Consider the following 12,286-nt stretch of genomic DNA (forward strand, 5'->3'; position numbering starts at 1 on the left):
AGCTCCTTTCATTCCCTCTTCAGGTCCGCTTTTTATTCTTTCTCTGTCCCTGTGGCTTTCTCAGCTTTTTCCTCTGGTCCACAGCCCGGGATCTGTTCCGCAATTTTAGAGATATCATCATTCTGTAAGTTCGTATAGATATTAGCAGTTAACTTGATATCAGAGTGGCCCATAAGCCGCTGAGCAATCCTGATATCTACCCCATTACGTGCCAGATCAGTACAGTATTCATGCCTGAGGCAATATGGAACAATATCCGCCGCGAGAGGATAAGGCGGGATCAGCTCATTTCTATACACTCTGCAGCCCATGGCAATATTGATCTGTCTACAGTAGGAATGCCAGATCCGCCGCCGCGCGCTCACGTCAATCTTATTTCCATCACGTGTACATGCGATATACTCAAAGGGGTTAGTACCAGAGATCAGCACCCAGAGTTCAGCGGGAACAGGTACGGTTCTATCTGCATTGGCTGTTTTTGTTCCGCGTATATGCAGCAGATTCACGCCGTTATGCTGTAACAGGTCGCGGCCCTGACACTCTGCAGCCTCTGAAGGCCGGCAGCCGCACAGAATCATGAGCAAATACAAATAGTAACGCCTGTCCGTTTTTCCCACCTGAAGGAAGTATTTCCGCTCTGCAGCCGTTAACGCGCGCCTGTGCTCTCTCTTCTTAGCGGCTGGCTTAGCCAGATCCAGAGTAGGATCTGCAGAAATCAGATGATTAGAGTAAGCATGACTGAAGAGGAACTTCAGAGTGTTGTATACTTCATTGATCTGTGTGGGAGATTTACCGGCCTGAAGGTTTAACACTCTCTGGCAATGCAGCGGCCTGATCTTTTTCAGCGCTAAATCACCGATTTCATTCAGGATTGTGCTCTTCATCCTCTGTACGTATTTCTTCCGCGTAACAGGATTCTGGCGTGTTTTATAAGTATTCACGCACTCTTCCGCCCATACATTCAGCCGCATATCACCGGAAACAACCTTCCGCCCATGCTTCAGCTCTTCAATCTTTTTCGCTTTCTTCTCTCCCAGCTTTAGCTGAGAATTCGCTCTGACTTTATAGCGCTTCCCTTCAAATGTAAAGTCGAGAGTGTACTTGTACTTTTTCGGCATCTTCTTTTTCTCCTTTCTGGGCCTTCTCTGTGAGATAAGCCCTGATGATATCATTAAACTTCTCTGTTATAGAAAAGCGTTTTGCTGGTACCAGCGCTTTTTGGACCGCGTGAAGATGAGAGCAAATACAGGTAGTGTTATAGATAAGAGTAATTTCATCTACAACAGAATCCGATACAGCCGGAAGCCGCAAGCGCGCAACATCTTCAGCAATTCCATACAATTTAAGATGATCAATTACACCAGGAATATTTACTTTAAGTAAAGCATATTCGCCTGATTTTCTAATGGTTTTGCACCTCTTCAGTATCTGCTGGCGCAATGCTTCATCCTTTCCAACAAGATCACAGAGCCGCTCAGCTATAGCCCGCTCATCCAGATTAAACAGCCCTATAGCTTCACGATCTGGATCAAAAGGAAGAATACTATCATCAACAATTGTTTTGATCTGTTCTGGGAGCAGCCAGAAAAGAGTTTCATCCATTGACTGATCCCGCTTGTATATGTTGTCTACGGATTTAGCAACGTCAAAAAGCCCATGAGATAAGGCGTAATCAATGAAATCATGTGCCCCATGATATGGGCCGGCATTAACAGAGCCTTTAAGCCATTCAATAGATTCCTCTGATAAACCAGTTTCTGCAGCTATATCTGTTATTTCTTTCGTTCTCTTCTTCTGTTTTCCCAGCAGATAATCAACATCTACATCAAGAGCATCACAGGCAGCCAGTAAATCATTAGTATTACGAGGGAAAGCGCGCCCCTGTTCCCATCGCTTTATTGTGTCTGTCTGTGGCTCTATTTCCGGATGTTGATCTTTAAACTTTTCTACGGAAGAGTATTTTCGCCTTCTGCATTCCTGAAAGCGCTTTCCGAATTGCTTCTGATCTAATTTTCCATATTTCATGAACATAGCCTTTCAAATACTACTTAGCATGCTTTAAATAGCACATTTTTTCATTTCGAATAGAACTTTAAATACCCCCTACTCTATGACTATAGTAATAGTAGTAAGACACGCGTGTCAAGCTAATATACTTCAAAAATACAGAAGAAAGAGAGGAATACGAATGTACGATACCTTTAAGAACGTACTGAAAGAGAAAGGAATTTCAATGTATCGCGCCGCGTTAAACGCTGGAATTCAGCCTTCAGATATTTATTCTGCTGTGCGCGGAGACCGGAAGTTCTACGACGGATGGAAGCACAGAATCAGCAAGGCCTTAGAGATGGATCCTGAAGATGTGTTCCCGGATGAAGAGGATAAGGAAGTGAAATAAATGAGCAGAAGAACTGATTTAGTTGCTGAGATGAAGAAGATCACAGGCGGAGCAGCCTTTATCAATCGTAAACAGGTGGCGGCCTTTCTGGGATATTCTGATCCGCACAGTATAGATCAGTATTTGTACCAGCTCCCGCGCAATGGGAAGAAGTACTTCTGTGCGGACGTAGCAGACCGGATTATTGAGCTGCAGCAGTAGGGGGGTGAAATATGACGAAGATAACAGCTGCTGTAAAAGAGTACATGCATTATGGTGTTCCTCTTACACCGACATATCTTCTGGGAGAAGTTGAAGAGGATGGAAACGGAAAGCGCCCGATATATGGACCGGCAAAAGGCACTCTTGATATCAATGAGTACATCAAAAGATGTAGAGGTAATATTGAAAAGCGCTGTATTTTCGCCTGTATGGGCTTTCTGCTGGAAGATGGAAGCAAGGTTATAGAAATAGATCTTGACCGGCATAACGATGAAGCGGATGGGCCTGAAACGCTCAGAAGATTTGAAGAGGAACACGGCTTCAGGTTTCCGGATACTCTGACAATGTTAACAGGTGGCGGGGGTGAAGGAAGATTCTATAAGATCCGCCCAGACACAAAATACAAAAGTGCTGTAAACGTTCTTCCGGGGGTAGATGTCAGAGGAAAAGGCGCTGGCTGCATCGTTCCGCCCAGCATTCACCCACAGACCGGAAAAGAATATCAGTGGGAGCTGGATCCAGGCGGAGAAGGAGAAACGGAACTTGAAAGCGCGGCCCCGATAGCAGAGGCAAATGAGGCTGTATATACTCTGCTGGCACTCACTCTGAAAAAGAATAAAAACAACAAGGCCGGGAGCACAGAGACAGAAGGCTTCTCAGGACAATTTCAGCTCCCTGATACGATAAAAAAAGGTGCAAGAGAATATACACTCTTTCAGTATGCTTGTTCCCTTCAGGCGCAAGGAAAACCTGATAATGAAATCCGGGAAAACGTAAGAGAAGCAAACGACAACCTTACAGGGGGCGAACCGCTTAATTTTGCTGAGCTGGATCATGCTATTTCAAGCGCTCTTAAGTACGAAAAAGGCAACCCTTTTTTCGCAAGAGGCGAGGCACTGGGCCTTAGCATGAAACATACAAAACACGGCATCGAAATAGCAAAAACCGCAACGAATTACAGACTAATCATGGAGCGTGATCCTGTACTTGCTCAGAAGATTAAATATGATGATTTGGCCTGTGCCCCTATTTACTGTGGGGAGCTTCCGTGGAAAGATCCGGAAGATACTATAGGCCCCTGGAAAGAGGAAGATGATGCACATGTCAGATCATACATACAAGATACTTACGGTTTATACGTTTCGTGCCTGTATGATGACGCATTTGCTATGATAACGGGAAAAAATCACTTTAATCCAATCAGCGCGCGCCTGAATGCCCTTCCGGAGTGGGACCGCGAGCCGCGTATTAAATGGCTGCTTCCTAAATTTTTAGGAGCTGAGCCTACAGAATATCAGGCTAACGTGTTAACCCTCTTCATGTTTGGAGCAATAGCCAGAACCTACTCTCCCGGCACAAAATTCGATTATTGCCCGATTTTAGCCGGCCCACAGGGAATAGGAAAATCCACCTTTTTTAAAAGGCTGGCATTGAATGGTGAATGGTTTGGTGATTCTCTCCCGCCTTTTGATTCTCCTAAATTTCCTGAGTTTCTCGCTAAAAAATGGATCATTGAACTTCCAGAGCTTAGCGCAATCAGGAAATCTTCAGATGTGGAAGCCGTTAAAGCTGTTCTTACCAGACAGGAAGATATTTACCGGGTGCCTTATGACAAACGCCCAGAATACAGAAAGCGCCGCTGTGTATTTGGCGGCACTACGAATTCATTATCATTCCTGACAGATGTTTCCGGGAACCGCCGCTTTCTCCCTGTAGAAGTCGGAAAGGGAAAGCCCGAACTGTCGCTGTTTGAGGATCCTGAGAAAGTACAGCAAATTTTTGAACAGGCATGGGCTGAGGCGTTGTACAAGTATAAGCACAACAAGCCCGCGCTGATTCTTCCGAAAGAGAGTGTACAGGAAGCCGCTATGCTTCAGGAAGAGTTCAGAGAAGTTGATCCATACAAGGAATTAATCATTAGCTTTCTCTCTAATGACAGGCCGGAGCAAATAAGTGTAGAGGATCTGTGGCTGTATGCTCTGGGGAAAGGAAACTACAGCGACTGTAAAAGATCAGATTCTAACAGAATTACAGCTATCATGGACAATCTCCCGGGCTGGGAGCGTACCAGAACGCCCCGGAAAGCAAAGAAGAGCGGAAAAAGAAGAGTTACATGGGAGCGTGAATGTGATTTCAGTGATATCTAAACGCTGAAGAGGTCAAAACACATTAGCTGAAGGCCTGATTTTACGATAGTGTTCATGTTAGTGTTCATGATAGTGTGCTTTAAAACGTTGGAATTTCAATGTTTGCAAGGCTAAAAGACAGTAACAACAGTAATATTTCCTATAACCTTATATATAAAATTAAAGAGTAGGGCGGTATAGCCAGCATACAAAATATAAAAAAGGTTAAGGAAAAGTTAGTGTGCTTAGTGTGTTAATAGGCTGAAACCATTGGAATTTCAACAAAGTATGAAACAATAGCAAATGACATTAGCTAATGCGCGTTACTGTCTTTTAATCCGGATCCGGGCCGCCGCCGCGCCCCCCCTTTGAGTAAAGAGAGCGGCACGGCCCAACCGTTATTAGATATATAGCACCAAATAATAACCAGATATAAACTGAATAGAAAGGAAAACCCTATTATGATGTGTCCAATTCGCACAGGGCGTTTCAATAGTTCTTTTGACTCTTGTACTGAGGTTTGCGCCCTGTATGATGCACCTTCTAAAAAATGTGCGTTTCAGAGAATAGCAGAGCAGCAAGAGATTATAGCTGAGAAACTGGAAGCCGTTACAGAGGATCTGGAAGCAATTCCGGATTCTTTAGAGCTTATAGCAGATCGTATCTGTTAGCAGGAAGGAGTAAAGAAAATGACACAGGAAACAGAAGCGATGAACGCATTGCTTGAAGATATGATGATGCAGACGGATGATAAAGGCCGACAGATAATCAGGAAAACATTTAAACAGGCTATTGAATGCTATGCTGCAGACCTTCTGGAACATGAAGAGGAAAAGCAGCCACAGGATGAATTAGCGGCCCTGCAGTCAATGACAGTTGAAGCACTTGCGGGGTTAGGACTGATAGCCGCACAGCGTGTAGAATGGGATAAAGTTGGAAACCCACAGAACATAGAAGCCGGGGTTTTGAGTTAGCAACCCTGCTTTATAGGAACAAAAGGTACTGTTCACAGGGTACACCCATGCGGGGCGCGGAAGGCCCATCTTTTGGCTCCAAAAATTGAATTTTTATTTTCGTGTGTCGTTACGGATTCTCCCCTCTTCATGTATTAATAATACAAAACTCTACATTTTTATGCATTAAAAAGCGTGCATTTAACCGGATCAATTCCCGCGACACACACGCGACAGAAGGAGAAGAGAAAATGAACATAAATACACATGAGTATGCTCCGTTTTGTGAGAGTGTGGATGAACTTAGAAGCGCAATATATACGATCAATAAGATTGCGGAAGATAAAATGCTGTGGAAGCATCCCAGCGTTTCAGCGGAGTATTGCAAAACAAGTTTTTTCAGTACCAGATAGAAAAAGCTGCTATGAATATAAGTAACATAGAAGAACGCCTGAACCTTATTAGAGAAAGATATGGGCTGGGAGAAAAGAAGTAATAAATTACACGTTTTCACAGCAGAAACAGAGGGATGATCTGGAAGCATTCAACATTTATTGAGTATGATTTACTGAAAAGCGTTCAAGAATAGAAAAAAACTATTCGTTTATAGCAGAATCGCTTGTAACGCTCATATTCACTCTCTAAGCTGTTTTTATGGTTGTTGCTTATAATTTATCGATAAACTGATAAAAGCCGCTTACATCTCACTACAGAAGGCCCAATAACTCAGCTTTCTGAGCTATTTCAGGGGTTTCCGCTGAAGCTCAGCCGCCCCTCTTCAGGATGAAAAGAGAAATAAGAGCGCCGCAAAAATACGAGTAAATTATTTCAGCATACGACACCCCCTACGACACCGCACCGCGGAAGCATTGGAAAATACACATTTATCGTCGGTTTCCTAAACCGTGCGTCGGGTGTTCGAATCGCCTCTGGGGCAGTGCAATGATGAAGCCTTGCAGCCGCTGAACTTCGGCGCTGCAGGGCTTTCTGCTTAGGAGGGGAATTTTGAAAAAATCGATACTTTTCGTCTGCCACGGCAATATCTGCCGCAGCGTATCCGCCCAGTACATCTTTGAAAATTTAGTGTATCAGAGCGGGTTGGACCGCCCATTTTTCGTGGATTCCGCGGCAACATCCAGAGAGGAGATCGGAAGTCCGATCTATCCGCCGATGGAACGGGCCCTGCGCCGGCTCTCTGTGCCCGTGGGAACACACCGTGCGAGGCAGCTTCGCAGAGAAGATTATGATCAGTACGATCTGCTGATCGGCATGGATGAGGAGAATGCGTACTATATGCGGCGGATTCTGGGTGATGATCCGGACCACAAGGTGCACTTTCTCATGGAATATACAGATCGCCCGGATGCTAAGATCGAAGATCCCTGGTATACACGGAATTTCGACCTCTGTGCTTCCGAGATTACGGAGGGGTGCCGGGGATTATTGGAGGCGCTTCGCACAGTCAGGCCGTGAGTGCGCGGAAGGACAAAAAAATGCCGGGGAGGCCGCCCGGATTTTCCGGAATATGGTATACTGATTCCGGAAAATTGCGGCGGAGCCGGCAGCCGGTCCGGAAGGCCGGCGCAGGCTGCGAACGATGAAGGCACAGCGTAATAACTGCGGAAGATGTGAAAGAGTCGTTGAAAAACATTGAAAAACGGAGAAACAGAAGGAGAATACAGATGGATCAGAATCTGCGGAGGAGAAACGAACTGCTGGCGGAAACCGTCATCAAGGGTCTGAAGTCCCGGAACATGACCGGTTACTATGCGGCAACGAAGGAAGAGGCATTGAAGCAGGTCATGGACCTGATCCCGGAGGGAAGCACCGTTACCATGGGAGGCTGCATGAGTGCCCATGAGATCGGCGCGGTGGAAGCGCTGAAGGCGGGCAATTACAATTTCATCGACAGAGATGAATATGAAGATAAGCGGAAGGCCATGCTGCTGGCCTACGATGCGGATGTTTTCCTGTCCAGTGCGAATGCGATGACGGATGACGGCATTCTGGTGAATATCGACGGCAATGCGAATCGGGTTTCCTGCATCGCCCAGGGCCCGAAGAAGGTGGTCTTCATCGTCAGCATGAACAAGGTGATGAGTGACCTGGACAGCGCCATGAAACGGGCAAGAAACGTGGCGGCTACGGCCAATGCCCAGCGTTTCAACATTGACACGCCGTGCAAGAAGACGGGAAAGTGCTTCGACTGCAAGTCCCCGACCACGATCTGCTGCCAGATGCTGATCACCCGGTATTCCATGCACCCGGGCCGCATCAACGTGGTGCTGGTGAACGACGAGCTGGGATTTTAGGTAATAATATACGAGGTTATTTCACTGTACATACCTGCTCTGAGCAGAAAATCCGGCCTGCGGGCCGGATTTTCTTTTTGTCTTCCTGCCCGGCCGCTTCTGAAAAACATGAGATGCAGCTCGTGCCGCCGGAGACTCAACTCGTGCCAGTTCTGTAGCCGAATAGTCAGAAAAAATGCATAATATGAACAAGAGGAACGAACAGAATATGCGATGTTTGTTGATGATGGGAATCGTGTCGAGTATCGGATAGTCTGATTCGTTCGAAAATGTGAAAGGCAAACCGGCCGCGAGGCCGGGACGCAAAACTACAGGGTCTCTGTACCGTTGTTTTCTGACGAGTTGCGATAGATAATACCGTGCAATCCAATTCTACACGCGGGGAGAGACAGCCAGCTGCCATTCGTTGTTGCGATGGCGGTTTTTTGATTTTTGGAAACCGTCATGCTGTTTGTTCTATCTTGAATTAACCGGGGAGTTTGAAGGAAGGAACGAAGGAGGTAATGTATGAGGAGTGAGAGACACAGAACGAAGAAACGATGTCGTTCTCCGATTGTGAGGCGGGTTTCTGTATTGCTGCTGACAGCGATGGTCCTGATGCTGTACACATTCAGCGGGTTTTCTGCATTTGCGGAGAGTCCGCAGGCAGATGCCCAGGCAGAGCAGCAGACGGAGCAGATGATGGAAGCTTCTTCCGGGCAGGAGGCGGCGCAGACGGACGTTTCGAACCAGATTCAGCAGGCGTCCGAAGGATCCGGCGAGGAGAAAGCAGCGTCGGAAGAACAGGAAACTTCCTCTTCCGCAGCGGAGAAGAAAGATGCGGTTTCCGGGGAAACGGCGTCTGATGAAGTGGAATCTGAGGAAGAAAAAGCCGGCGAAGTGAAATCTGATGAGGAAAAATCCGACGGAGAGAAATCCGGCGAGAAGGAAAAGGTAGAGGCGTTGGAGAAGGAAGAAATGCCGGCGCAGCAGTTCAGCGGTTCGGCTTCGAACGGCGTTTCTGTCCGTGCATCCGTTTCGGAAGGCGTGTTCCCGGAAGGAACGAGGATGACGGTATCTGCTGTATCCGACAGCGTGGCCAGAAATGCGGCGGAGAAGGCTGTATCGGAGGACACCGTGGTTTCGGATGCGGTCGGCGTAGACATCAGTTTCGCAAACCGTGCCGGAGAGGAGATCGAGCCGGCAGACGGACAGCGGGTTTCCGTGACGCTTTCACTGGATGCACAGCTTCGGGGAGAGACGTTCCGGGTGCTGCATCAGTCCGACAGCGGGGATGTATCGGTCGTTTCCGGCAGTGCGCAGGCGGAAGGCGCTGCGTTCAGTGCGCAGTCCTTCTCGATCTATGTTATTTCCGGAGAGGGATCGGAGAAGAATCCTGCCATCGGAACCTATCAGTTCTATGACAGTGACGGGAATATTCTGGACACCCAGAAAGTGAAGGACGGTGAAACATTATATGCACCGAAAACGCCGGAGAAATCCGGATACATTTTCCGCGGATGGTCGAAGGACGTTTCGGGAAATACGGTTGATTTCAGAGCAGAGAAGTCCTGGACAGCTTCGGTTTCCAGTACGGAAACGATTGATCTGTATCCGGTTTTCGAAGAGAAGCACTATGTCTTCTTCTATGATTCGAACGGAGAAGACGGCCGGGTATTCCTGACCCGGGAAGGCGTGAAGGAGGACAGCATCGAGACATCCGACGTGATCCTGCCGATCAGTTCTGATGAGGCGGTGACCGGATGGTATACGGACAAAACTCTGACTCAGAAAGTCGATCGAGTAGAACTGTCCGGAGAAAACGTGAAGCTGTACCCGAAAATCGAAAAGGGACACTATATTACGTTCGAGACCGGGGCAGGTGCGTCCTATATCCAGCCGCAGTTCGTCAGTGCGTCCGGAAAGACCGGGGCGCCAGCGAAGCCGACCAGACCGGGATACACGTTCGCCGGATGGTATGCGGCCGAAACCGGGGGCACGGAATACGAATTCGGAAACGGACTTCCGGCAGATCTGACACTGCATGCACGCTGGACAGCGAAGAAGAATGTGAAATACCTTGTTATCCACTGGCAGCAGAATGCGAATGATGACGGGTACAGTTATAAGGAATCGGAGGATCTTTCGGGCACTGCCGGAGACACAACGGCGGCAGCAGCGAAAGAATATCCGGGATTCCACCTGAAGGAAACAATCCGACAGGAGACCATCCGGGGAGACGGCGCAACGATCGTGAATGTGTACTATGATCGTGAGGAGTACAGTGTAAAGTTTTTCAAGAGACGGCACGAATTGGAAAAATATAGAATCACTGCCAAGTATGGTGCGGATATCTCCAGTCAGTGGCCGAAAAATGAATCCAAGATCTGGGGAACAAAGAGGGGAGAGTTCGGAGAAGGAGAACAACCGTATCAGTCCGGTATTTCCACCATGCCTCTGAATGGAGCTGTGTTTTACTATGTTTACCAGGATGGATATTTTACGTTTAATTTGAAGTATTGGCTTGAGGGGCTGGACGGGAAATATACATTAGATCATACGGACAGTTTCAAATCAAAAAATACAGAGTGGTCAACCACAAAAGAAGACCACTATGACATCAATGGTTTTACCTATACCAATAATGTGAAGGACGGAAGTCGCTTCGAAGAAGATGATGGATGGTATACATACGCAGTAAACTTCAAATACAAAAGAAATTCCTATGACATTAATTTCATCAACGGGGATGAAAAGAAGTCGGAGAAGTTCAAGTATGGAGCGGATATTTCGCAAGCAGGATTTGAACCGGAGCGCCCGACCGGTGTTCCGGAGGCGTATGTGTTCGAGGGCTGGTATGATAACAAAGATTATGCCGGCGATGCGTTCGATTTCTGGGAAAAAAAGATGCCGGCAGACAACATCACACTGTACGCAAAGTGGACAGCGCCAAGCTATAGAGTGTCTGTTCACGATGTGGATGGGAACGTAAAAAAGACCATTGATGTTGATTACGATAAGACTATTACCCGTGACCAGGTGGGGGATGTTGAACTTCCGGACGGAAGCAAGTGGATCGGCTGGGCGGTGAAGAACGGAGAGAATTACACCGTCTTCAATTTCAACACGAAGATCCACGGGGACCTTGATCTCTATCCGTACTACCTCAGTACTGCACGGTACACAGTGACCTACAACGTGAACGGCGGCGAAGGCCTTGTCACAGATCCGAAGAGTTATTCGAAAGAAGCCCATGCGGATATTCAGGAGGGAGCTGCGATTACACCGCCGCAGGGGAAAGTATTCCTGAACTGGAACACGAAAGCCGACGGCACCGGAACAACCTATTATCCGGGAGACCGGGTGACGGTCGGCGAGAATCTTATCCTGTACGCCCAGTATGGAGAAACCTCCAAGACGACCACACTGGTATACAAGGCGAATTACCCGGCCGGAAGCAGCGATACGACTCCGCCGGATCGTCTGCAAATTGTTAACGGGAAGACCGATCTGTCCAACAACACGGAATTCAGCCTGCAGAGCGGATCGATTTTCGAAGCACCGGAGGGATACTATTTCACTGGATGGAAGGACGGAAGCGGGAACTCCTTCCATGCGGGAGACAGCGTCGTTGTGGATAACACCACAGAAAACGTTCTCTATGCACAGTGGGAGAAGAAGAAGGAACTGGAAATCCGGGTGACGGGACAATCCGATACAGTGATCTATGATGGCACAGAGAGATCCGTTTCAGGGTATGATGTCACATACCGGTTGAGTGATCAGTTGAGTGATCAGTGGCGGATCGGTCTGCCGGCAGGGTTAGTGATGAACTGCTCGGAGACAGCGAAAGCAGCCGGAACGGATGCAGGGACATACCCGATGGGTCTCTCGGAGAGAGCATTTGGCATCACCGGGGAAATGGCAGACCAGTACACGATTAGGATACAGGTTACAGACGGAAGCCTGACGATCAATCAGAAGGCCCTCACCCTGACCGGTGAAAGCGGCACCATAGCGTATGACGGAAATCCGCATACGCTGGACGGCATCAAGGCAGACGGACTGATCAGCGGACATGAACTCAAGGGAATCACGTACGCTGCAACCGGAACCGATGCCGGAACCTATGAAGGAAAATTCACAGGTGAAGCGAAGGTCAAGGCCGGAGAGGCGGATGTCACGAAGAACTACAAAATCACGAAAGAACCGGGAAAGCTTACGATCAGCAAGCAGGAGGAAGCGACGGTTACGATCCGGGGCAGCAAGGAAGAGAAGACCTATACCGGAGAAAAGCAGAGTGTGGAAGGATTCCAG

General features: G+C 47.8%; 9 protein-coding genes and 1 riboswitch. Of the genes, 7 read left to right on the forward strand and 2 right to left on the reverse strand.

Features of this window, described 5'->3' with window-relative positions; all coding sequences use genetic code 11:
• Positions 1-32: 32 nt before the first annotated feature.
• Positions 33-1,118: a tyrosine-type recombinase/integrase gene (locus BLQ24_RS08605; protein ID WP_176755902.1), complete on the reverse strand. Its 1,086-nt coding sequence runs from the start codon at positions 1,116-1,118 to the stop codon at positions 33-35.
• A complete protein-coding gene (locus tag BLQ24_RS08610; protein WP_090164554.1) occupies positions 1,078-2,025 on the reverse strand; it encodes a helix-turn-helix domain-containing protein in 948 nt (315 codons plus the stop codon). The genes BLQ24_RS08605 and BLQ24_RS08610 overlap by 41 nt, the downstream gene beginning before the upstream one ends.
• 163 nt (positions 2,026-2,188) lie before the next feature.
• Between BLQ24_RS08610 and BLQ24_RS08615 the strand changes: the two genes are divergently transcribed.
• The 7 genes from BLQ24_RS08615 to BLQ24_RS08650 form a co-directional block, all read left to right on the forward strand.
• Positions 2,189-2,398 carry a hypothetical protein gene (locus BLQ24_RS08615; protein ID WP_090164555.1) on the forward strand — a complete coding sequence of 70 codons (210 nt, stop codon included), beginning with the start codon at positions 2,189-2,191 and terminating at the stop codon, positions 2,396-2,398.
• Complete coding sequence (locus BLQ24_RS08620) at positions 2,399-2,599, forward strand: hypothetical protein (protein WP_090164556.1); 201 nt, start codon at positions 2,399-2,401, stop codon at positions 2,597-2,599.
• An 11-nt stretch (positions 2,600-2,610) separates the two neighbouring features.
• The gene (locus BLQ24_RS08625) at positions 2,611-4,746 is read left to right on the forward strand and encodes a VapE domain-containing protein (RefSeq protein WP_090164557.1); all 2,136 of its coding nucleotides are present in this window, start codon (positions 2,611-2,613) and stop codon (positions 4,744-4,746) included.
• A 668-nt stretch (positions 4,747-5,414) separates the two neighbouring features.
• Complete coding sequence (locus tag BLQ24_RS08635; RefSeq protein ID WP_090164559.1) at positions 5,415-5,699, forward strand: hypothetical protein; 285 nt, start codon at positions 5,415-5,417, stop codon at positions 5,697-5,699.
• 984 nt (positions 5,700-6,683) lie between these two features.
• Entirely contained in the window at positions 6,684-7,151 is a 468-nt protein-coding gene (locus BLQ24_RS08640; protein ID WP_336433281.1) for a low molecular weight protein-tyrosine-phosphatase, read from the forward strand.
• A gap of 209 nt (positions 7,152-7,360) precedes the next feature.
• Positions 7,361-7,990 carry a lactate utilization protein gene (locus BLQ24_RS08645; protein WP_090164561.1) on the forward strand — a complete coding sequence of 210 codons (630 nt, stop codon included), beginning with the start codon at positions 7,361-7,363 and terminating at the stop codon, positions 7,988-7,990.
• A 267-nt stretch (positions 7,991-8,257) separates the two neighbouring features.
• Positions 8,258-8,340, forward strand: a riboswitch (cyclic di-GMP riboswitch).
• A gap of 157 nt (positions 8,341-8,497) precedes the next feature.
• Positions 8,498-12,286 (forward strand): InlB B-repeat-containing protein (locus tag BLQ24_RS08650; RefSeq protein WP_176755903.1); only part of this gene is annotated, 3,789 nt, incomplete at its 3' end.

Source organism: Eubacterium pyruvativorans (assembly GCF_900102225.1).
Taxonomy (GTDB): domain Bacteria; phylum Bacillota; class Clostridia; order Peptostreptococcales; family Anaerovoracaceae; genus Aminicella; species Aminicella pyruvativorans.

What these genes read in the sequence shown, in the direction of transcription:
- BLQ24_RS08615 (WP_090164555.1), top strand. Translation starts at nt 2,189, where the DNA reads ATGTACGATACCTTTAAGAACGTACTGAAAGAGAAAGGAATTTCAATG.
- BLQ24_RS08605 (WP_176755902.1), bottom strand. Translation starts at nt 1,118, where the DNA reads ATGCCGAAAAAGTACAAGTACACTCTCGACTTTACATTTGAAGGGAAG.
- BLQ24_RS08635 (WP_090164559.1), top strand. Translation starts at nt 5,415, where the DNA reads ATGACACAGGAAACAGAAGCGATGAACGCATTGCTTGAAGATATGATG.
- BLQ24_RS08620 (WP_090164556.1), top strand. Translation starts at nt 2,399, where the DNA reads ATGAGCAGAAGAACTGATTTAGTTGCTGAGATGAAGAAGATCACAGGC.
- BLQ24_RS08610 (WP_090164554.1), bottom strand. Translation starts at nt 2,025, where the DNA reads ATGAAATATGGAAAATTAGATCAGAAGCAATTCGGAAAGCGCTTTCAG.
- BLQ24_RS08645 (WP_090164561.1), top strand. Translation starts at nt 7,361, where the DNA reads ATGGATCAGAATCTGCGGAGGAGAAACGAACTGCTGGCGGAAACCGTC.
- BLQ24_RS08625 (WP_090164557.1), top strand. Translation starts at nt 2,611, where the DNA reads ATGACGAAGATAACAGCTGCTGTAAAAGAGTACATGCATTATGGTGTT.